This window comes from Phycisphaerae bacterium, from assembly GCA_035275405.1.
Taxonomy (GTDB): Bacteria; Planctomycetota; Phycisphaerae; order UBA1845; family UTPLA1; genus DATEMU01.
The window spans coordinates 760,168-781,516 of record DATEMU010000003.1; the positions used below are offsets into that span (position 1 = coordinate 760,168).

Here is a 21,349-nt window from a genome sequence, read left to right on the forward strand (position 1 = left end):
AGCAAGAGTCCGCCACGGCGGATCTTTGATCGGAGCGGGGTGTACCTTCATTGGAGGTCGAAGTGTCGCATCTCGTCCGGCGCGGGGCTTTTATTTTACCGTTATGCATCGTTGCCGTCGTCGGCCGCGCGCGCGCGGTCGGTCCGGACATTATTGTGGGCGAACTTGACGGCATTACCCGCTGGGGGCGCGAGGGGGATATCACCGCGTATTCCGTCGGGACGCATTCGTGCAACATCGGCGATGCGGACATGGCATGGGAGGAAGACACCAACGCGCATCCCGTCATCGCGCAGAACATGTATCGGCTCAAAGCGGGCCGGTTCGAACAGATCGGGCAGTCATGGATCAAGCATGGCCTGATCGCCCTGAACACCAATCTGTGCAGCACGTGTCCGGACCCGCAGATTGCTCCCCAACTGCATCCCGGCTGTTCCGATCCGTATTCGTCGGGCTTGAACGGCCGGCAGGACAAACTGGGTCCGCGCGCGGAGGTGAATGCCTCGACGGGCGCTTTTCCGGGACCGCCGCCGCCGCCGCCGGGGGCGTTGACGTTAATCGATCGGCGGCTGCAGGTGCAAGACGCGGACCTCGAGCCGGATTTGAACGCGGGGGCGTCTTACTTTGTGGAGAGTTTGTACATCGCGGCGGACGACGCGGCGGCGGGGAATGACGACAACAATGCCTCGTATCGGCGGGTGACGGTCAGCGAGCCGAACGAAAGCATGTACATGGTGGCGCTGGCGGGAACGACGCAGCGGCAAAAAGCGGCGATCCAGGCGTGGGCGGAAATGGATGCGACCGTGGCGATCGCATTCGTTGACGTTGCGGGAGATGGGCGGTTGATCGTGGCGGGCAAGGTGACGGAGCTGCCGGATGGATTTTGGGAATACGAGTATGCGGTGGAGAATCTGAACTCCGACCGGTCGATGGGGACGTTCGGCGTCGCGCTTCATGACGCCACGTCGGTGGAGGCGGTGGGGTTTCACGACGTCGATTACCACAGCGGAGAGCCGTTCGACGGGACGGACTGGGAGCCGTCGCGGCCGACGGGAATGCTCCTTTGGACGACGACGGGGCACGACGTGAACCCAAACGCCAACGCGCTACGCTGGGGGACTCTCTACAACTTTCGCTTTCGGACGAACAGCCCACCGACGTCGAACGCGGAGGTGGCGCTGGGGCTGTTCAAGCCGGGGACTCCGACTTCCGTGACGGCGACGATCGTCGGTCCGGCGGCGTGGCCGGTGGATTGCAACACGAATACGATCCCCGATTATCTGGAGATTCAGGAGAACCCGCTGCTGGACTGCGATACGAACGGGTACCTGGATGAATGCGACGCGGCTACGGGGCTACCAGATTGCAATGGCAACGGGTCATGGGATGCCTGCGATATCGCCGGGGGATCGAGCGATGACTGCGATTCCGATCGAATTCCGGATGAATGCGAGATTCCGGTCGGCAGCCCGGCCGCGGGCGGGCCGTTTTTCTGCACCACCGCCTGTGATCCGGATTGCAACAGCAACGGCGTGCCGGATTCGTGCGACATCGCGAGCCTCGCCGATGCGGATTGCAACTCGAACGGTATCCCGGACTCGTGCGACATTGCGGGAATGCTGGAGGACGATTGCAACACGAACGGCGTGCCGGACTCGTGCGAGATCGCGGCGGGCACGAGCAACGACTGCAACACGAACCAGATCCCGGATGGTTGCGAGATTGCCGCTCACCCCGAATTCGATTGCAACGGAAACAGCTTTCTCGACGAGTGCGACGTGGATCGAGACGGCGACTCTTATCCCGACGATTGCGACAACTGTCCCGAGGCCGCGAACGCGGGGCAGGAGGATGGTGATGGGGACGGCCTCGGCGATGTTTGCGACAGCGAACCGCCTCCGCCGCCCGGAGGACTCCCCAGTGGCGCTTGCTGCGGGACCGGCTCTGAGGCGGCCTTGGGCTTCCTGGCGGGGTTGGGCGTCTGCGGATTTCGGTGGCGACGGCGGCCGGGGCGGCCTGCGCCATCGTAATCCGGTTCGCCGCTTCGTCTCGAAATTGCCGCCAAGAATGGCATTTACCGTTATAATCGGACTTCTAAACCTTGTTACAGGCGGTGCGGGGGGCCTACGATATGGGGGACATGCCGGGGTTTTTCCCCTCGGCGGATCTCGACCCGCCGGGGCAGGGTCATTGACCGGAGGTGACAGAAGTGGGGCGGAGCGGCTGGGGCTGGATTTTCATTTCACTTGCGGCAAGCACGGTTTTTCCGGCGGGCGTGGATGCGGCCGGTCCCGACGTGATTGTCGGAGATCTGGACGCCGTACAGCGCTGGGGAGAAGTCGGGGGGATTACGGCGTATTCGGTGGGGACCATCTCGTGCAACATCGGCGATCAGCCGTTGGAGTGGGAGGACCTCACCAACCAGCATCCGGTCATTGCGCAGAACATGTATCGGCTTAAGGATGGGCGGTTGGAGCAAATCGGGCAATCGTGGGTCAAGCACGGGTTTCTGGCGACCAACGAAAATACCTGCGGCATCTGCCCGACGCCCGGTCCGGACAATCTTCTGCACCCCGGATGTTCGGATCCCTATTCCGCCGGGCTCAATGGGAACCAGGCGGGCGCCGGCGGAGTGGGAGGGCTGGGACCGCGGTTTCAGGTGAACGCGGCGACGGGGTACTTTGATTTCCCGTACTCCTCGCAAGGGGCATCGGGCAACTTTATCTACAAGCGACTTCAGGTGCACACGGCGGACCTCGATCCGGCGCAGGCGGGCGGGGGTCTCTATTTTGTCGAGGGCCATTACATATCGCCGGACGATGCGGCGGCGGGGAATGACAACAACAACGCGTCGTACCGGCCGGTGACCGTGACGCCGTTGACCTACGTGGTATCGGTGACGGGGGTGACGCAGCAGCAGAAGCCGGCGATCCAGGCGTGGCAGGATACGGATGCGACGGTGGCGATGGCGAGCGCGGACGTGGCCGGGGATGGCCGGATCATCGTCGCGGGAAAAGCGACGGACCTGGGGAACGGGTTCTGGGAATATGAGTACGCGGTGCAAAACTTGAACTCGGACCGGTCGGTAGGTTCCTTCAGTGTGGCGCTGCATAGCTCCACACCAGTGCAGGGCGAGGGGTTCCACGACGTCGATTACCACAGCGGGGAGCCGTATGACGCGACCGACTGGACGGCGACGCGTCTGGCGGCTGCGCTACGATGGTCGACCACAGCGTATGGGGTGAACGCCAATGCGAATGCGCTGCGCTGGGGGACGCTGTACAATTTCCGGCTTCGAACGACCAGCCCGCCGGTTCCGAACGCCGTCATCACACTGGGTTTGTTCAAGCCGGGTGCCCCGGCGTCGGCAACGGTCTCAATCGTCGGCCCTTCGGCGGGACCGGTGGACTGCAATGCGAACACGATTGCAGATTACCTGGAAATCCAGGGCAACCCTTCGCTGGACTGCAATTCAAACGGCAATCTGGACGAGTGTGATCTGGACTGCGACGGGGATGACACGGCGGATGCTTGCGAGATCCTGTTGAATCCGTCGCTGGATTGCGACGGCGACGGGGGGCTGGATACGTGCCAGATCCCGGCGGGCAGTCCCGCGCCGGGAGGGCCGTTTTTCTGCACGGCGGGGTGCGACGCGGATTGCAACAGCAACGGGGTTCCGGATGCGTGCGATATCGACAGCCTTGCCGATCCGGATTGCAACAGTAACGGCGTGCCGGATTCGTGCGATATTGCGGGGAGCGTCAGCGAGGATTGCAACGGCAATGGCGTGCCGGACGAATGTGAGATTTCGGTTGGAAGCCCCGCTCCCGGCGGGCCGTTCTTCTGTACCAGCGGGTGCAATCCGGATTGCAACAGCAACGGGATTCCGGACGACTGCGACATCGCCGGGCCGCTGGAGGATGATTGCGACGCGAACGATATCCCGGATAGCTGCGACATCGCCGCGGCGCCGGGGATCGATTGCAACAGCAACGGGATCATCGACTCGTGCGGTGAGGCGGACTGCAACAACAACCTGATCCCGGACGGCTGCGAGTATCCGGCATGCACGGGGATCGTGAAGGGAGATTACGATTGCAGCGGCGACGTGACCGAGGCGGACATTCCGATGTTCATCCTGGAGATCATGTTGCCGGCGCCGACGTGCCTGAGCGATTTCGACTCGAACGGCCTGGCGGACGGTCGGGACGTGCGGGGGTTCGTGGGGGCGATCTAACTCAATTCCATTTATCGCACATTCAATCCGACCGAGTCGCCGAGGCCGGTGTAGCGTTTGGAGCCGAGGCCGAGGTTGGGGGCGCCTTCGGGCCAGAAGCTGATGTTGATGCCGACGTCGTCGAGGGTCTTGTCCACGTCGAGGGTGACGGCGCTGTACCAGCGCGGCCAGCGGCGGACATAGACCAGCTCGGTGGAGACGTTGCGCCCTTCGTCGATGTCATACAGTTCACGAATGGCGACGGTGTGTTTTTCGCTGAGCTTGTAATTGCCGCCAAAGGCGATGATGTTGCTCGATGTGTCGTGAATGTAGCGCCAGCCGAAGAAATAGGCCAGGCGCGGTTCGCGTTCGACGGCGAGGCTGATGTTGCTCGTGCCCACGTTGCCGCGGTTGACGTCGAAGACGTTGTCGTGGACGAGGACGGTGCTGTCACTGAGGCGGTACTGGAAGTTCGTCGCCAGGAAGTTTGAGGAGATGCTGTCCTCAGGCCGGCTGAAGATGTAGTCACCGTGGCTGCGGTTCGACTTGACCGGCGGATCAAAGGCGTAGATCGGCCGGTTGTGCTTACCGTAGACTTCGTTGGGGACGTCTTCACTTTTTTCCTTGTTGCTGAAAAAACCCGCCTCCACATCGAAAACAATCCAATCGACGGTGCGATATTCGCCGGGGCGGCCGCGCTGGGTCTGGAACTTCTGGCGGACGCCTACGGTCCCGCCGCCGAAATCATCGGTATCCTCGATGCCCGAATCAAAGGGCGTCAATTCGTCCGGGTGCCGGTTGGAGTGGGCATTCCAAAGGCCGAAGTCGGGCTTGATGATGTGCCTCAAGCGGTGGAGGTCGAGCAGAGAGGACTCGACGGTGTCGTCTACCTTGCTGAGCATCATGTTACCGCGAAGACCATAGGCCCCGAATACACGGCCGAACCCGCCGCTATTGCTTTCATACCAGCCGCTGGGGCCGTCATCGTAGGCGCTCGCTCGGCCCATCACATAGGGAGTCAGCTTGACGGGGCCAAAATCAGGTAATGGAAAGGTGAGTTCTTCGCGGGTGTCGCCGCGTACGACGGAGCCCGTCGACCCCGTATTGTCTCGACGGTCCTGGCCGTTCCAGAAGCGACGATCGTCATAACGGTAGCGGACAACGCCGAGGTGCGAGTCGCTGTAGGCGGTGGCAAATTCGCCGAGTGGCTCGCCGATGAGGGTGAAGCGACCGTCGGGGAGGTGTTCGGTCTGGGTGAGAAAATCGTTGAGGCGCCAATTGGCGAGGGTAGAGACCTGCCAGTTATCCTGGCGCTTGAGGAGGTAGATGGCGGTCTCCTGCTCCTTGCCGTTCTCGAATTCGTTACGTTCATAGGATTCGAGGAAATTGTCGTCGCTAAGGTAGGCGGCTTCGAGATTCAATTCCCAGTCCTTGGGGAGGAACTGACGGTGTCGCCAGAGGGCGCGACCGCGGTTGTCATGATCGGGCGGGATGTTGCCGCGCTCGCCGCCGAAGTCATCGTCGCCGTGGTCGTTGATGTAGTACGTGCGAAGGAGGCCCATGTAGTCCTCGCGCTCGTAGTCCATGTCGATACCGGCTGCGGGGCCGCGGTCGGTGAAGTAGTCCAGTTTGAGCGTGGCGTCGTAGCCCTCCGGCGTTTCGAGGCCCATGAGGTTGAAGAGATACCAGCGGGTCTCGAACGTGGCCCCGAAGTCGCCGTTGTAGCCGAACTTGGCGGAGCGGAAGGCCATTCGATCGCGGGAGAAATCGCCGCGGGAAAAGGGCCAGTAAGCGATGGGCAGGCCCTCCAGGTTCATGGTCGTGTGATACGCCCGGTATGTGCCGGCCTCGACGCCGATGGCATCGCCCGCCTCGTTCTTCGGCGTGCGGTCGACCAGCACGACCTTGTCCGCGCCGATGGCGACGTGGGGCGTGTGGAATTCGCTGGTGGTGAACTGGGCCTTGTCGGCTTCATACTCCGTTGCGGAAAGTTGGCGAACTTCCTCGGCCCGTACGTAGATGGGCAGCGAGCGCGTCGGTTCCACGGCGCGAGTAACGACGTCGAGAATGAGGGCGCGTTCCTGCTCAAAGTCGTAATACAGGCGCGACGCGCGGATCATCCGTTGTCCGCGCGTGAGAACGACGTCCCCTTCAAGGTACACGGCCTGAGCCCATTCGCGTGCGGCACGGGCGGCGTCGCGGCTTTTTTCTTCTTCAATTTTCGGCGCGCTGCGTTCGGCGGGGGGCGGTTCTTTTTTTTCCGAAGGCGAACCCGGCTGGTCCACGAAGCCCGGAACGGACTTGTCGAGTTGCTCCTGGTTCATGTAGACGACGGCGGCGTCCGCGCGAATCTCCACGAATTCTCCGCTTTGGGCCGGTGAGCCCTGGGAAACGAGGACATCGCCAATGGCGATGACGACGGACTGGTTGTCGTGTTGCTCGTAGGAAAGTTTCTCGGCTGTGAAATCGACTTTCTTGGCGGTCTTGGGCCGCTGCAGGCGCAACTTCTCGGCCGTCGGGGCCACCTGGAGAGGGGAGGCGGACTTGTCGGCTTTCTCCGGCGGCGCGGCGATCAAGAGCTTTCGAACCTTGGAGCCCTCCCTGTACAGTTCTCCGTCGGCGTTCGAGGTGGGCGAGTGCGCGTCGGCGTTCAGGACGAGGGTTCCGAAGGTGCGAAGGGTGACAAGCAGAGCCGGGCCGGTGTCGAGGGTCCCGGCCGGTTGATGGACTTCGGCGTCCTGCCAAAGGAAGATCTCAACTTCGAGATAAGGCTTGTTCTGCCACTTCTTCTTCTGGAACCACGCAATACCCTTGCGGCTCTTCAGAAGATATTGCCCCATGCGGCCCTCGAAATCGCCCTGGACCTCGATGACCTTTGTGCCATCGGGCTGCGTCCACGTGTACGCCAGCCTTCCGAAGAATTCCAGGTTGAAGTCGCTGATGCCCGGAGGCAAGACCGGTTCGATGTGGCCGAATTCGCCGGGATCGTCCCCTGCGGCGGGTAGTGCCCCGGCGTTTCCCGTTTCGGATTGAGCAAAGGAGTCAAGCGGCGCGCACAGCGCGAGGAGGGCGGCCGACGCAATGGCAATGACAATCCTTTGCATTCGCCTCACTGCGACCCGCGCGGTGCTGACAATCGGGGGGCCGGTGGAAACGAGCCGCGCGGAATCCCGAGCCCCAATCGGGCGCGAATTATAGGGCGTGCCCTGGGGCTGTCAAACCAGCCGAAGTGCGCTGCGCGAATCTGGGATATTGGCCGACTGGCGCAGTCAATGAGTAACGCGTGCGAGGAGGCGGTTTTTTACGGTCTGATTTGAGTTAACCCCCGGAAAGTGGCCTCCGATAAACGAAGGCCGCATGCTTGCGCGGCGGGAACGTTGTCCCTCCGCCGCAGGCGACGGGATTATCGGGGATGGCGAGCGGCGAGCGGTCGGCGCGTAATTACGAAAGGGATTCGTTGATGTCAAAGGGCATCGCACTCAGCAAGATCGGCCGATCGACCAGCCGTTGGAAGCGGCGGCGCTGGATCGGGCCGCGGCTGCATGCCGTGTTCACGCTCCCATTGGTGGCGGGTTGCACGGAACTTCCCCACGGCGCGAAGCAGGAATTAAATAAAGCGGGCGAGGATTACCGCCGGCAGGATTACGGCGGGGCGCAGACCAAACTCGACGGAATCATCTCCACGTATCACGCGTACTCGGGCGTGGCGGAGGCTCACTACCTGCGGGCGCTGGTTTACGTGAAACAGTCCAACAAAGCGGGTGCGTTGGCGGATGCCGAGCGTTGCCTCGCGCTTTCGCAAGATAAAGCACTGACGTCACAGGCGGCGGCGATGGCCGGAACGCTCGCCTTTGAGGCGGGCGACGAGGCCAGGGCCCTGTACCATTTCGCCCGGGCCTTGAAGGGACTTCCGGAAAAGCCGCCGACCGACCTCGTGCGCTATCGCTATGCCGTCTGCCTGCAACACGAGGGACGCTGGACAGAGGCGCGGCGCGAGTTCGGGACGGTCGTTCAGCGCTATCCCCAGAGCACGATCACCGAAAACGCCCGGCGGATGTACGAATGGAAGGGAGACTACTTCGCGATTCAGTGTGGGGCGTACCAGGACCAATCGTCGGCCACCAAACAGATGAAGAAGCTGCGGACGGCGGGACTCTCCCCGCGGATCGAAAGCCAGTCGCGGCTGGGAAAGACGCTGTACATGGTCTTCGTCGGCCAATACCCGAAGTACGCTGCGGCGCAGGAGGCGTTGCGGTCGATCCGGGCGAAGGTTCCGAACGCGGTGATCGCGCCCTAGCGACCGGTCTTTCCGGGAGATTGCGCCGGCCCAGCGCCGACGCCAGGCGAGTCAGGGATGATGTCGAAGTCGAATCTCACGAAGTGCGTCACCGTATTTGCAGCCATTCTGGCAATGCCGGCGTGCGCGCGGACGGGACAGCGAGTTCCCGCCGTCGCAGCATTCGAACCTCCGGAGTTGTACCAGCCCTTTGTCGGCGGTGCGGGCCTGCCGGAACAACTGATGAACCGACCGCCTTATCGACTGGCGCCGGGCGACGTCCTGGAGATCATCTACCAGGTCAGGAACGTGCCCAGCGACTCGCCCTACGAATTGAAGATCGAGGACATCATTCAGATCGCGTTTCCCTACCAGAATCAGTTCAACCAGCGGTTGACCGTGCAGGGCGATGGCAACATCCGCTGCCTGCTCGTGGGCCAGGTGCGCGCGGCGGGCCGGACGGCCGGCGATCTGGAGGACCAGCTTCGTCATGCGTACGCGCGCTACCTCAAGGAACCGGAACTGACCGTCGTCGTCGAGGCGGCCAACGTGAAGATCGTCGAGTTGAAGAAGGCGATCACCACGGCCCCGCGCGGCCAATCGCGGCTCGTTCCGATCAAGCCGGATGGGACGATCGACCTGCCCTATATCGGCGAGGCCCTGGTGGCGGGGAAGACGGTCAACGAGGCCAAAAAACTGCTCGACGCGCGCTATGCGGAGGAAGACCTGCAGGAAGTCGAAGTGACGGTGCAGACGCTCGAATTCGCGCCGAAGCGTATTTTTGTGATGGGCGAGGTGCAGATGCCCGGCGGGTTCGAATCCGTTGCGCCAATTACACTGCTCCAGGCGCTCATTCGCCAGGGCGGGCCGACGGCGCGGGCGATGCGGTCGAAGATCATGCTCCTGCGACGGCAGCATCTGCCCATCCCGCAGGCGATCATCTTCGATCTGGAGACTTTATTGCACGCGCAGAAGCCGACCGAATACGGGGCGGCGCCGGACGCGAGCCTGTTCCGGTACGACTCGTACCTGGTGGATGGCGACATCATCTACGTCCCGCCGACGGCGCTCGCGGTGGCGAACGACTGGATCGACCAGGTATTCACGCGCGGCATTCGGGCGGTCTTTCCGTACAACGGCTATGTGGGCGTGAACTTCGGGTATCAGATGTACAACGCGCCGTCATCGTTTCGGACGAAAAACGCCGATCAGCCGTTTATCAACTCGCCCGTAACTCCGTAGGCAGGTGGACCACCATGATGAAAGATCCCTACGGAAGTCGATCGCTCCGCGAAATCGCTCGCATTCCGTTCCGCCATTGGTTTCTGCTCTCCTTTATGGTGGCGCTCGGAGGAGTCGGGACGTACATGGTGTGCGAGTATTACGCCCCGCGCCAGTATCGCAGCTCGGTCGGCCTCATCTTCCAGCCGCAAGACAAGAATCCGATGAGCGCGGACGGCGGCGGAGAGCGGGCGATTGAAGTCTTCGTCAAGGCGCAGCAGCAGATTGTCATGTCCGATCTTGTGCTGGCGCGGGCCAAGGTGATATCAGAGGACGAGAGTCTTCGCGAGAAATGGTATTGTCTGCGAGAAAGCGGACCGTCGGCCGTTCGCGACGATCGGGCCAAGGGCGCTGAACTGGAGGCGGGGGTGGTTGAGTTTCTCACGAAGGGAGAAGTTCAACGCCGTGTGGACGAGCTATTGGGCCCAATGCGGGACGATCTCATTCGCTTCGCCCAAGGCATCAAGCTGGAGACTCCCGGCGGCGAGGTCGTCGGAATGACCGGGACTTTTTCGCTGATTGTGGATCGGCCCGGCCCCCGCGACATTCCGCATTCCCACCTGATCGCCCGGTATGCCGCGGACATCCTCGCGGATATGTATATCTTCCGCTATCAGCAGATTCAGCAGCAGCTCAACAACCCGCCGGTGGGTTTAATGGACAATGTCATCGCGGAGTACCGCACCGAGGTCTCCCGTCGTCTGAATGCGTATCAGTCGTTCGTGGAGGCGAATGCTGAGAAAGTCGGCGTGCTGGAGCAACTGCTCAAATCCGGCACCGAGGATGGCGTGCAGGGGGTCCTTTCCAAAATTCGTGAAGACGATGTGACGCTGGATATGCTGCTCGCGCGCGATCAAGCGATGTACGGGGTGTTGAAGAAGTCCCTGCCGGCGTCGGCGCTGGAGTACGGCGGCATCGCACGGATGTCGGACGAGGAGGTGGCGGCGAGCCTCTCCCGCGTATCCGTCGACTTTTTCCGGGAGAATGCGGCCTATGTCGAGCAGACCAAAATGATTGCCACGCTGGAGGGCCGCGTCACCCGGGTCGAGACGCAGTTCATGGAAGAGAGTCGGGACCTGCGCGATGCACGCCACCAGCTTTCGACGGCGCGGCGGCAGCTTCTCCAGACCATTGCCGCCCATGTTCAGGGACTGGCCGGCAGCGTGGCCGCGCGCGAGGAGCAGAAGCGGCTGAACGAGGCGCTCATGGTCAAGGCGTCGAACGAGCAGAAGGAGATTCATTCACAACTGGCGACCTACGCGCGGCTGAAGAATGAATTCGAGGTCGCTCAAAAGCAGTTGGAGAAGCTGGAAGAGGAAGGAATCGCCGCGATGAGTTCGAAGCGCTTCGCGAAGGAGGCCGTCACCATCAGCAAGCTGGACGCCGCCACGACACCCAACCCCGATAAGCCGGTCGCGCCGCTGACGGGCGTTTGTACGGCCGTGGCCGTCGCCGTCAGTTTGCTCCTGGGACTGGCATTGGCGTTCATGGCGGATCACTACGACCAGACTCTGAGGACCACGCTGGAGGCGGAGCGGTACCTGGGGATTCCGGTTTTGGGCAGCATCACGAAGCGCGGTCGCGGGTTGGTATTGGCCGGGTGACAGGCGGACGCAGTGATTGAACAAGGAAACAGCAGCGTGTTAGAGCTAGTCCATTATTCCGAGCCCGAACTTCCCGGGCACTGCGACGATGACCACGTTGAGTCTGAACTCGTCGCCGGCAGGGTACCGACCCGTGACCAGGTGTGGCCGCCCCCGACAGAGTCATCCGGCAATGAGAAATCGGTTAGAGAGGCGGCGCGAACGACCCTGGAGCAGGAACTGAAAGATTGGCAGGGTGAGGCGGAGGAGATCGACGGCGTCATCGAGGAGATCCGCCGGATTAACAACGGGGCCGGCGCGGCACTGATTCAAACGTCGTGCCACGTTCGGGCGAAATCGGAGGCGGAACTCGGGCTGCTGTGGACGAACATTTTCCTTTCCGTGGAGTCCGGCACTCCAAACGGCGTCGGGCGGGCAGCGCCGCCGACGTCTGTCGTGGTCTCGGCGGCGCGACGCGGCGACGGGGGGACGCAGATTGCGATCTCGCTGGGGCTGATCGGCGCGGAGGCCAATCCGGACTTGCGCATCGCCCTCGTCGATTTCAATCTCCGCCGACCGGCGGTTGCGGAGTTGTTGGGAATTCAAGAGGCCCCGGGAGTGACGGACGTCCTTGAGCGACGCCTGGCGCTCGAATCGGCCGTGCAAGCGGTAGCGTTGCCGAACGGGTCCATGCTGCACGTTCTGCCTGCGGGGACGCCGTCCGATCAACCGCTCACGCTCCTGAAAAGTCGCCAGGCCAAAAAATTGATGGCGAGTTTGCAGGAACAGTTCGATCACGTGGTCATCGACGCGCCCTCCGCGAGCGCGTACCCCGATGCGCCGATACTGGGCTCAATGGCCGGCGGAATATTGCTGGTGGTGCGGGCCGGCCGGACGCCGCGCGAAACGGTCGCGGCCGTCAAGAAGCGTTTGGACCTGCGTGGCGTTCGATGTCTGGGGCTGGCGCTCAATCAACGCTAGATCCCGACTCCAGTCGCAAGAACTCGAGTTTGTCAGTTTTGAGGTTCAACAGTGCTACGGTCTTGATCCGCGCGCGATACAGTGCGCCCGGGTTGATGAACCGTATCCTGCCTACACGACGATCGGCGTATTTGTGCGTGTGTCCGTAAAGGACGTAATCAAGATCGTCGCGGTCGGCGGCGGCGGCGAAGGAGCGTTCGTGGCCGTGGAAGACGGCAATCCGCTTGCCGGCGAATTCGAGGATGACCGGGGGCTCGGGCCAGGGCAGGCCCAGCGCGAGGACGTATTTTCGCATCGTCGGGCTGGGAGAATCGCAATTGCCCCAGACAAAGGTGCAGCGATGCCCGGCGAGTTCGTCGAGGACCGGCTCGCCGCAGAGATCGCCGCAGTGGACGAGATGTACCGCGCCGTTTTTTTCCAGAAGTTGGACCGCGTCGGCGGTCGCGGCGGCGTCGCCGTGGCTATCGGAGAGGATTCCAATCAGCATGGCGACCTCGGTGGGCGGACCCCGTCGGGCAGGTCATTCGGCTCGTTCCAGTTCACAACCCCGATGGCTTCGTCGTTAGACAATTCAACCTTGTGGACGCGAAGGCGGCTGAGGAGCGAGATCATACCATATCGCTTGCCCGCGATGACCTCCTGGACGAGTGGCAGGCATGCGGGTTTGTACAGGGCGCAGCACGGGTGCAATGGTGGGTCGGTGGCCGTTGCGCAGACGCTTGCGTCGGCATGGTCGGCGGGCTCGGTCAATCGCTTCAACAAATCGGCATGGAGATTGGGCATGTCGCAGGCGAGCAGAATGCAGGTGGAATCGGGACGGGCGAGCAGGAGCGATTCGAGACCGGCTATTGGGCCGATTCCGGGATGGCGGTCCGGCACGATTTGAATCGACTTAGCCGAAGTCGGCAGATCAAACACCGGTTGACCGAGGAGAAGTAGATCGTCGCTGATGGATCTTGCGATTTCGATGGTGCGTTCGAGCAGGGTACTTCCGTCGACCGGCAGAAGGGCCTTCGGCGTACCCATGCGCCGGCTCATTCCGCCGGTCAGGATTCCAATAGCGAGGTTCATGGGGTGACGGACTTCTCGGATCGCAGGCGGAGGACTTTGATACCGGCGACATTATCGTGGCGGGCGAGGTATTCTGCGAGGGGCTCCTCGCGGACGGCAGGCTTTGTCGCGTGGAGAAGCGTCGGAGCGGCGGATGCGTTGTGAAAGACGAATCCCAAGTGGCCGACGTACAACTGTCCCTTGTCGGCGCGGACGAACTCGACGACGTCGGCGTCCTGGAGAAGCGGCAGCACCTCGGGAAAATACCGCCGGGGAACATGGGCGTCCTCAAAATCGATCGGGTCGGCGGAATACGCGAGGCCGAATTGCTTAAAGAACGCGGCGCGGTCAACGCGGACGCGATAGGCGGCGGCCCCGGGCAGCTTTTTGGTAACATCTTCCAGTAACCAGGCGTTATTGAGGTTCCAGTCCGTCTCGGTGAAGTGGTTCCGGGACAACATGCCGATCCGGCCGTCCTTGTAGCGTAATCTTTGCAACGTTTGGAAGAAGGACGGCCAGTCGTGCGCCAGGGCCATCGCGATTGTCTGTTCAACGAACGTCACGCAGTCGCCGGCGGTCAGGCAATACAAGGGATCCGGATCGTAGAGTTCAAACGGGTATTCCCCGAGCGGACCCAGTCGATAGGGCTGACCGATCGTGGTCCGTGCGACGAGCGCGACGCGCTTGCGGTAATCCGGCTCTTCGCGCGCCAGGCGACAGAGATAAGCATCGAGCCGTTTCTCATCGAGCTCGTGGATTCGGATTTCAGAGCTGTGGGATTGATGAATGGACGGGGATGAGCTGCAAGCTCCACCTGCCATCAGAAAAAAGGCAAGGAAAACGCGCCGATAAGCCATACGCAAGTTCAGTATACCCGCCGCTCGCGGTGGGGAGGAATGCCGAGTTGCTGGCGGTACTTGGCCACGGTCCTTCGCGCGACCGGTATCTTTGCGGTCTGATTGTAGATCTTGACGATCTCGTCGTCCGTCAGCGGCTTGGTCTTGTCCTCCCCGTCGATGATTTCCTTGACCCTGGCCTTCATGCTGTCCCACGTCACGGTCTCGCCGGAGCCGACGGTCGTGCCGCCGGCGAAGAACTGGCGAAGCGGGTAGAGACCACGGGGCGACTGGATGTACTTGCCGTCGACCGTGCGGCTGATGGTGGAAGGGTCGCAGCCGAGTTCTTCGGCGAGATCGCGCATGCGCAGGACCTTGAGAAACTGCGGGCCGTAGTCGAAGAATTCGCGCTGGCGTTCGAGGAGAATGTGACCGATTTGCAGCAATCGCTGGCGCCGGTATTCGATGGCGTCCTTGAGGACGCTGGCGGATTCGATGCGGCCTTTGATGAAGTCGCGCGTGGCCTTGTCCGTGGAACGGTCCTGGAGCATCTGGCGATATTGGTGCGAGATCCGCAGACGGGGGCTGTTGCCGCGGGCAAGGCGAAGGGTGTAGCCATCGCCCTCTTCCGCGTAGTCCACGAGGATATCCGGGGAAATCCGCGGGACGTTCGATGGTTGCACGAGCAGACCGGGATGGTGATTGAGCTTGCCGATGGTTTTCAGGGCGTCCTTGATCTCGTCGATCGACGCCCCGGTCGCCTTGGAAACCGCGGGGTAGAGGTTGCGTGCCAGGTCGCCCAGGTGATGGCGGACAAGCTCCTCGCACAACGGGTTGGCTTCCGGACCGTCGGGGTTGGCTTCCTGCTTGGCGCGAAGCTGAATGAGCAAACACTCAGAGAGGTCGCGCGCGGCGACGCCGGTCGGTTCGAGCGTTTGAACGAGGGCCAGGGCTTCGTTCAGCACGGTAAATTGGGGCGGTGGCGTGCGCGACCGGGCGATCTGCTCCATGAGCTGCGCGTGCTGCTCGGGGGATCGTTCGATGATGAGCGGCGTCGCTTCGGGGGTGTCGCCGTTGTCGCGCGTGGGGTGGTGCTCTTCCTCGGTGCGGAGGTAGCCGTCTTCGTCCAGCCAGTCGATGATGGCTTCGCCGGCCTGTTTGATTTCGGGGGAGGTGTCTACCAGCGACCATTGTTTGAGGAGCTGGTCGCGGAGACACTCGCCGCGCGATGCAGTGTTGGCCATTGCGTCGAGCTTGGAGTCGCGGTCGGTGTTCATGCCGCCGCCCGCGCCGCCGCGGCCGTAGGGAAGATCGCCGGGGTCGAATTCCATCTCGCGCGACATGCGCTCCAGGCGCTCGAAGCTCTCAGCCTCGGCGTTGTTGGACTCGCTGGCGGGCAGATCTTCTCGGGGGGCCTTGTCGGTCGGTGGGGCTTCGGGCTCGAGTTCCTCGAGAACCGGGTTGGACTCCAATTCCTCCCGGACCTTGGCCTCCAGGGCGAGGAGCGGAAGGGTAAGGATCTCCATGGATTGGATCAGTTGTGGCGTTAGGCGTTGCTCAAGCCGCATCTGCTGCGACGGCAACATTGAGAGATATTGGGACATGCGAGGCCGCCTATGCTTCAGCCAAAGGTGCTTAACTAGGTGTCGCTAAGCAGGTTACGGCTGAAGTCCGTAGGCTTTTTCGGATCGGCCGCCTCCCTGCTTCACGTGAATTATACTGCATTTTTTTGCGGTCCGCAGGCAAAAATGCGGCGTCAGGCATGGATTTTGCATGGACCGCGGCCGCGTGCGGTTTTTGGAGCAGAACAGAGCACTCTAGAAACTGCCTCGGCCTTCGATTGCATCTTGCAGCACCGCCCTGGTCGCGTATTCGATTTGCGAGCCGGTCGGTAACCCGCGGGCGAGCCGCGTGACTTGCACGCCGTGAGGGGCGAGGACGCTCTTGATGTGCAGGGCCGTGCCTTCGCCTTCCAGGGTCGGGTTGGTGGCGAGTACGACTTCGCGGACGGCACCGGATTTGACGCGGGCAACGAGGGCGTCGATGGTCAGGTCACCGGGCTCGATGCCGTCGAGCGGGGCGATGTGGCCGAGCAGGACGTGGTAAACACCGCGGATGAGGCCGGTCGCTTCCAGCAGCAGGACGTCCTTGGGCTGTTCGACGACGAAGATGACGGCTTGGTCGCGCCGAGAATCGGCGCAGATCGCGCAGGGGTCGGTCTCTGTCAAGTTGTAACAGATCTTGCAGTGGCGAACATTCTCCTTGACCTCGCGGATCGCGGAGGCGAGGGCCAGGGCCTTATCCTTGTCCGATTTGAGAATGTGAAAGGCGAGGCGTTCGGCGCTGCGCGGGCCGATACCGGGGAGTTTCTCGAACTCGGACATGAGGCGGGTGAGCGAGGAAGGAGTGGGATCGGGCAATGCTATGCCTCCTGGCAAAATAATAGCGAATTGCGAATAGCGAATAGCGAAAGCCCCGAGGTTCGAGCGTGGAGTCGTACGAAGAAATTCGCTATTTGCCATTCGCCATTCGTCATTTCTATTGCCCTCCCAACATCCCCTCGAGCCCCGGCAGATTCATGCCGCCCGTGATCTGCTGCATCTGCGCCTTGACGCCTTCGTTGGCCTTACGCTGGGCGGCGGCCACGGCGGATTTCACAAGGTCTTCCAGAAGTTCGACGTCGTCGGTGACGGCCGACGGGCTGATTTTCAATCCGACCAGTTCGAGCTTGCCCGAGACGGTGGCCGTGACGGCGCCGGCGCCGCTATCCGCCTCGAAGCGGGCATTGGCCAGCGTCTCCTGCATTTCCTTCATCTTCGACTGCATCTGCTTGGCCTGCTTCATCAGGCCGGCCAGATCGCCAAGTGATCCGAACATGAGAACTCCTTTGGTGTGATTCTAGTGTTCCGTTGATGGGGCCGGGGCATCGGCGCCGTCGCGTTGTACGTGGACGATTTGGCCGCCGAAGACTTCGAGGGCCGCTTGGACCATTGGTTCGGCGTGGGCCGCCTTCAGATCCGCCTGGGTCATGCGTTTGGTCACGGGATTGACCGGCGGGGAAGCGGCGGAAGCGATGGGATCGCGCTTCTTCATGGGTGGCGCGGGCGCGGTTCGCGGCGGAGCATTGGACGGCGGGGGCACTGGTGGCGAGGCAGCCGCGGGCGTCGAGGTCGCGATGCGCGGCGGTGGTGCGGACGAAGGCGTCGGCCGATGGGTGGACGCGCCGCCCTGGACTTGTGCGAGAAGCGATTCAATAGAGGAGAAGTTGGCGGCTTCGGCCATCCGAACGAGCGCGGCCTCGACCAGCGGCCGGCCGCTGCCGCTGGATTTGACGCTGCGGCGAAGCTCTTCGAGCACGCTGATGAAATAGACGTAGGCGCCGCCGTCAAACTTTTTGCACTGTTCCGCCAATGACGAGCGAAGGCCGGCGGGCACATCGACGAGATCCGTCTGTTCACCGCACAGGCGCATCAACATGAGATCGCGAATCTGGGAGATCAGGAGGTTGCACCAGTGGTCCAGCGCATGGCCCTGGGAGAGGGACTGGTCGGCCACGGCCAGGACCCCGGCGGCGTCGTGTTCGGCGAGGCGGTCGATCAAGGCCGCGAAAAGTTCGTCGTGCGCCGCGGGCAGGATCTCATTGACGACTTGCAGTGAAACTCTGCCGGCCATGGAGATGACCTGGTCGAGCAGGGAAAGACCATCGCGCATGGAGCCGTTGGCAAGGCGGGCGAGTCGTTTGAGCGCTTCCGGCTCCGCCTCGATTCCTTCGTCGGCACAGATCTTGGTCATCTGTTCGGCGATTTCGGCGGGGGAGATGGACTTGAAATCGAAACGCTGGACGCGGCTGAGGATGGTCGCGGGGACCTTCTGCGACTCTGTCGTCGCCATGATGAATTTGACATGTCCGGGCGGCTCTTCGAGCGTCTTGAGCAGGGCGTTGAAGGCCCCGGTGCTCAGCATGTGGACTTCGTCGATGATGTAAACCTTGAAGCGGCTCCGCGTCGGGCGGTAGACCGCGTTGGTGCGCAGTTCGCGGATATGATCGACGCCGGTGTTGGAGGCCGCGTCGATCTCAACGACGTCCATGTCCTCGCCGCGGGCGATCATCTGACAGGAATCACACGTCCCGCAGGGTGTGGTGGTGGGGCCCTCTGCCGACAGGCAATTCAGGGCCTTGGCCAGGATGCGGGCGACGGAAGTTTTGCCCACCCCGCGCGTTCCGCAAAAGAGATAGCCGTGGTGGACGCGATTCTGGCTGATGGCGTTCTTGAGCGTCGTCGTCACGGCGGACTGGCCCACGACCTCGTCGAAGGTGCGGCTGCGAAACTTACGAGCAAGGACCGTGTACGACATAGAATGCAAGGGTATCAGGGTTCAATCCCTTAATCCCTGTTCCCTCAATCCCTTCGCCTTGGCGTCCTGAAATGCTGCGGCCCAGCACCTCACGGCACATGGCTGCCGCAGATGGGCTGCTCTGTTTCCAGCCTGACCCGTTGTCCACGCCCGCTCATTGCATGAGACCGGGCCACAGCATTTCAGGACGCCGTTTTTCGATCAGATTGACATTATAGGGAAGGGGCCGCCAAGGTCCATTCGCGAGCGGATGAGTATTACGTGCCGCTTCGCAGCGGTGCGCCGACGTCTGCCGCCGTGATGCTTTTGATAATCAGCGGCTTAAGCGGGCGGCGGTTTTCGTCGGTGGGGACTTCGCCGAGCTTGCGCAGTGTGGCCAGCGATTGCGGGCCGGTGATCTGGGCGAAGGCGGTGTAGCGGCCATCCCAGGCGGGTTGTCGGGAGAGGCAGATGAAGAATTGGCTGCTGCCGCTGTTGGGATCTCCGGCGATCAGGGCCATGCCGACCGTGCCGAGTTCGAACGGCGTGTCGTTGAACTCGGGGGGGAGGGTCGCGCCGTCGGGACGCTTGCCCGTGCCGTCGCCGTTGGGACAGCCGCCGAGGATGAACTGGTGATCGTACACCATGTGAAACGTCTTGTTGCTGTAGAAGCGGCGTTCGACCAGATCGAGGAAATTGGCGACGTGGCGCGGCGCTTTGTCGTACAGCAATTGCAGCGTCAGAGCGCCGTGCTCTGTATCCATGACGACCTGCTTGTATTGCACGACGTTAAGCACCAGCGGCGGGGCTTCGAGGGCGCCGCCGTACGGTCTCCAGCGAAGTTGGTAAACTCCGGCCTGGTGAAGGCCGGGATAAAAGCGTGAAACGTCAAACCGCAGGCCGATCGTGGCGAAGGGAGCCAGCGTGACCGGCGCGACTGGAAAATCGGGCTTGCGAGTGATTCGATCGCCCAGGTTGGGGAAGTCCTCGGATGCGACGTCGAGGCCCTTGAAATCGGTTGCCGAGAAGACATGTTCCAGCGGCAGACCCATGCCCCATTCGGGTCGGGCGCGGCCTTCCAGAGCGCCGGGCACGACGAGCTTCACGGGCTCGTCAGTCATGTTCTCAATGGCGAATTCGACAAACACTTCGCTCCCGACCGGGATCGTCGCCCGGTCCGTACGAAGCACCGCGCGGACCATCGAGGCGAGCGGCTTATCGACCGTCGCAACGGCGGTTTCCTCCGGCGGCGGGGTTTGCGCCCAGCACGTGGCCGACACGGCGAGCATCACGTTGAACAGGTCGGCCATCATTACGAACAGGTCCTATTCTTGGTTAGGCCCCCGTCCCGGACAGGACGGTGGAGATGGTACGACAGAGGATGAGGAAATCCAACTTGAGCGACCAGTTGTCGATGTAAAAGAGGTCGAGCTTCATCCATTCCTCGAAGCCGATGCGATTGCGTCCTTTGATCTGCCACAGACAGGTCAATCCCGGCCGCATGCTGAGCCGGCGGCGCTGCCAGCGATCGTAGCGCTCGACCTCTGACGGCAACGGCGGCCGCGGACCGACCAGCGACATGTCCCCCAACAGGACATTGAAGAGCTGCGGTAATTCGTCGAGGCTCCAGCGCCGCAGGAATCGGCCGATGCCCGTGATGCGCGGGTCGTTTTTGATCTTGAAGGCCGGTCCGTCCAGCTCGTTCATATGCGCAATTTCCGCCTGTCGCTCTTCGGCCGCGGCCTCCATCGTGCGGAATTTGAACATCTGAAACTCCCGGCCGTTCAGCCCGGAGCGGCGTTGGCGGAACAAGACCGGGCCGGGAGATCCGGCCTTGATGGCAAGGGCGCATATCGTCATTATCGGCGCGGAAACGATGATTCCGATAACCGCGATGATCACGTCCAGGGCCCGTTTGACGGAGAGCAGTTCCGGGGAATGCGGCGCGCGGCTGTAGGCCAGGAGCGGCAGGCCGTGGAAGTTCACCAATTCGGGCGATGAGTGGCATCGAAGCGATTCCGCCTGGACCTCGGCCGTTACACCGACCTCTTCACACAACCGGATATAGGGTTGCAGCCGCGTCAGTTCGTCCAACGGGGCACAAAACATTACCTCGTCCACCACCTGCCCATCCAGAATCGGGCCGAGTTGGTCGATGTCGCCCAGCACCGCGCCGGTCACCGCTTTCGACGCGTCCGTTTCCCAAAAACCGCGAAGATGCCCGAGCACCATGGGGCGGCCGAGCGCCGAGGCCCGCATAAGCCTCCGTAATCGGACGGCGTCGCGGCCGGTGCCGACGATGAGCACGTGCCGCCGCTGCCGGGAGCTGATCCACCGTCCCGCCAGGCTGTTTATACCGCGAATGGCGAGAGTGGTCGCAGGAATGAGGGCGAGAACGAAGCCGATTTGCGCCCGGGGGTAGAGGTCGCGGGCGAAAAGCAAGGCCAGTCCGGCGATCAGCAATCCGAGGCAGGCGCTGGCGGCGATGATGCTTCGGGCCAGCCATTGCCAGGAGCGCCAGCGAAGCTCGTACCAGCCGAGCCAATTGAGGATGATGGGCCATCCGACCGGCAGGAGCGCGAGGACCTTGACGTGGACCTCCCGGACGCTGCTGATCTTTCCGGCGAGCAACTCCGGCCACTCACAGTGCATGTAGAGGCGGCAGCGAAGAAGATCCGCGAGCACGTAGGTCAGGGCGACGGTGAGCGCATCGGCGGCGATCATCCCGACGCGAAGCTGTCGCCATGCTCGTGAGTGCGTCATCATGAAAAGTAGCGGCGGAGGAACAACG

General features: G+C 62.4%; 16 protein-coding genes and 1 other RNA gene. 6 read left to right on the forward strand and 11 right to left on the reverse strand.

From position 1 onward, the window contains the following. Positions 1-62: 62 nt before the first annotated feature. Together VJZ71_05130 and VJZ71_05135 are read left to right on the forward strand one after the other, a co-directional pair. Positions 63-2,030, forward strand: coding sequence for a thrombospondin type 3 repeat-containing protein (locus VJZ71_05130; GenBank protein ID HKQ47430.1), 1,968 nt, complete (start codon positions 63-65; stop codon positions 2,028-2,030). Between the two features lie 179 nt (positions 2,031-2,209). Continuing rightward, positions 2,210-4,237, forward strand: a complete 2,028-nt coding sequence (locus VJZ71_05135) for a hypothetical protein (protein ID HKQ47431.1) — start codon at positions 2,210-2,212, stop codon at positions 4,235-4,237. 11 nt (positions 4,238-4,248) lie between these two features. Here VJZ71_05135 and lptD read toward each other — a convergent pair whose 3' ends face one another. After that, complete coding sequence (gene lptD, locus VJZ71_05140; protein HKQ47432.1) at positions 4,249-7,320, reverse strand: LPS assembly protein LptD; 3,072 nt, start codon at positions 7,318-7,320, stop codon at positions 4,249-4,251. 356 nt (positions 7,321-7,676) lie between these two features. Between lptD and VJZ71_05145 the strand changes: the two genes are divergently transcribed. The 4 genes from VJZ71_05145 to VJZ71_05160 are packed head-to-tail and all read left to right on the forward strand — an operon-like array spanning position 7,677 to position 12,337. Beyond that, positions 7,677-8,513, forward strand: a complete 837-nt coding sequence (locus VJZ71_05145) for an SPOR domain-containing protein (GenBank protein ID HKQ47433.1) — start codon at positions 7,677-7,679, stop codon at positions 8,511-8,513. Between the two features lie 57 nt (positions 8,514-8,570). Further along, on the forward strand, positions 8,571-9,734 hold the full coding sequence (locus VJZ71_05150; GenBank protein ID HKQ47434.1) for a polysaccharide biosynthesis/export family protein: 1,164 nt from the start codon (positions 8,571-8,573) through the stop codon (positions 9,732-9,734). A 14-nt stretch (positions 9,735-9,748) separates the two neighbouring features. Beyond that, entirely contained in the window at positions 9,749-11,377 is a 1,629-nt protein-coding gene (locus VJZ71_05155; protein HKQ47435.1) for a hypothetical protein, read from the forward strand. A gap of 36 nt (positions 11,378-11,413) precedes the next feature. Beyond that, positions 11,414-12,337, forward strand: a complete 924-nt coding sequence (locus VJZ71_05160) for a CpsD/CapB family tyrosine-protein kinase (protein ID HKQ47436.1) — start codon at positions 11,414-11,416, stop codon at positions 12,335-12,337. Here VJZ71_05160 and VJZ71_05165 read toward each other — a convergent pair. The 10 genes from VJZ71_05165 to VJZ71_05210 form a co-directional block, all read right to left on the reverse strand. Beyond that, positions 12,324-12,824 carry a YfcE family phosphodiesterase gene (locus VJZ71_05165; protein ID HKQ47437.1) on the reverse strand — a complete coding sequence of 167 codons (501 nt, stop codon included), beginning with the start codon at positions 12,822-12,824 and terminating at the stop codon, positions 12,324-12,326. The genes VJZ71_05160 and VJZ71_05165 overlap by 14 nt on opposite strands. Continuing rightward, complete coding sequence (locus VJZ71_05170; GenBank protein ID HKQ47438.1) at positions 12,818-13,408, reverse strand: molybdenum cofactor guanylyltransferase; 591 nt, start codon at positions 13,406-13,408, stop codon at positions 12,818-12,820. Before VJZ71_05170 ends, VJZ71_05165 begins: the two co-directional genes overlap by 7 nt. Then, positions 13,405-14,244, reverse strand: coding sequence for an N-acetylmuramoyl-L-alanine amidase-like domain-containing protein (locus VJZ71_05175; GenBank protein ID HKQ47439.1), 840 nt, complete (start codon positions 14,242-14,244; stop codon positions 13,405-13,407). Before VJZ71_05175 ends, VJZ71_05170 begins: the two co-directional genes overlap by 4 nt. An 8-nt stretch (positions 14,245-14,252) precedes the next feature. Then, the gene (gene rpoN, locus VJZ71_05180) at positions 14,253-15,827 is read right to left on the reverse strand and encodes an RNA polymerase factor sigma-54 (protein HKQ47440.1); all 1,575 of its coding nucleotides are present in this window, start codon (positions 15,825-15,827) and stop codon (positions 14,253-14,255) included. A 213-nt stretch (positions 15,828-16,040) separates the two neighbouring features. After that, the gene (gene recR / locus VJZ71_05185) at positions 16,041-16,643 is read right to left on the reverse strand and encodes a recombination mediator RecR (GenBank protein HKQ47441.1); all 603 of its coding nucleotides are present in this window, start codon (positions 16,641-16,643) and stop codon (positions 16,041-16,043) included. A gap of 118 nt (positions 16,644-16,761) precedes the next feature. Beyond that, positions 16,762-17,100: a YbaB/EbfC family nucleoid-associated protein gene (locus VJZ71_05190; protein HKQ47442.1), complete on the reverse strand. Its 339-nt coding sequence runs from the start codon at positions 17,098-17,100 to the stop codon at positions 16,762-16,764. Positions 17,101-17,121: 21 nt separating this feature from the next. After that, entirely contained in the window at positions 17,122-18,579 is a 1,458-nt protein-coding gene (gene dnaX / locus VJZ71_05195; GenBank protein HKQ47443.1) for a DNA polymerase III subunit gamma/tau, read from the reverse strand. 75 nt (positions 18,580-18,654) lie between these two features. Continuing rightward, positions 18,655-18,753: signal recognition particle sRNA small type (ffs, locus tag VJZ71_05200), an RNA gene on the reverse strand. Positions 18,754-18,836: 83 nt separating this feature from the next. Further along, on the reverse strand, positions 18,837-19,871 hold the full coding sequence (locus VJZ71_05205) for a peptidylprolyl isomerase (GenBank protein ID HKQ47444.1): 1,035 nt from the start codon (positions 19,869-19,871) through the stop codon (positions 18,837-18,839). A 22-nt stretch (positions 19,872-19,893) separates the two neighbouring features. Then, positions 19,894-21,324 carry a sugar transferase gene (locus VJZ71_05210; GenBank protein HKQ47445.1) on the reverse strand — a complete coding sequence of 477 codons (1,431 nt, stop codon included), beginning with the start codon at positions 21,322-21,324 and terminating at the stop codon, positions 19,894-19,896. Positions 21,325-21,349: the final 25 nt, after the last annotated feature.

What these genes read in the sequence shown, in the direction of transcription:
- lptD (HKQ47432.1), bottom strand. Translation starts at nt 7,320, where the DNA reads ATGCAAAGGATTGTCATTGCCATTGCGTCGGCCGCCCTCCTCGCGCTG.
- VJZ71_05145 (HKQ47433.1), top strand. Translation starts at nt 7,677, where the DNA reads ATGTCAAAGGGCATCGCACTCAGCAAGATCGGCCGATCGACCAGCCGT.
- VJZ71_05150 (HKQ47434.1), top strand. Translation starts at nt 8,571, where the DNA reads ATGATGTCGAAGTCGAATCTCACGAAGTGCGTCACCGTATTTGCAGCC.
- VJZ71_05155 (HKQ47435.1), top strand. Translation starts at nt 9,749, where the DNA reads ATGATGAAAGATCCCTACGGAAGTCGATCGCTCCGCGAAATCGCTCGC.
- VJZ71_05165 (HKQ47437.1), bottom strand. Translation starts at nt 12,824, where the DNA reads ATGCTGATTGGAATCCTCTCCGATAGCCACGGCGACGCCGCCGCGACC.
- VJZ71_05170 (HKQ47438.1), bottom strand. Translation starts at nt 13,408, where the DNA reads ATGAACCTCGCTATTGGAATCCTGACCGGCGGAATGAGCCGGCGCATG.
- VJZ71_05175 (HKQ47439.1), bottom strand. Translation starts at nt 14,244, where the DNA reads ATGGCTTATCGGCGCGTTTTCCTTGCCTTTTTTCTGATGGCAGGTGGA.
- rpoN (HKQ47440.1), bottom strand. Translation starts at nt 15,827, where the DNA reads ATGTCCCAATATCTCTCAATGTTGCCGTCGCAGCAGATGCGGCTTGAG.
- VJZ71_05190 (HKQ47442.1), bottom strand. Translation starts at nt 17,100, where the DNA reads ATGTTCGGATCACTTGGCGATCTGGCCGGCCTGATGAAGCAGGCCAAG.
- dnaX (HKQ47443.1), bottom strand. Translation starts at nt 18,579, where the DNA reads ATGTCGTACACGGTCCTTGCTCGTAAGTTTCGCAGCCGCACCTTCGAC.
- VJZ71_05205 (HKQ47444.1), bottom strand. Translation starts at nt 19,871, where the DNA reads ATGATGGCCGACCTGTTCAACGTGATGCTCGCCGTGTCGGCCACGTGC.
- VJZ71_05210 (HKQ47445.1), bottom strand. Translation starts at nt 21,324, where the DNA reads ATGATGACGCACTCACGAGCATGGCGACAGCTTCGCGTCGGGATGATC.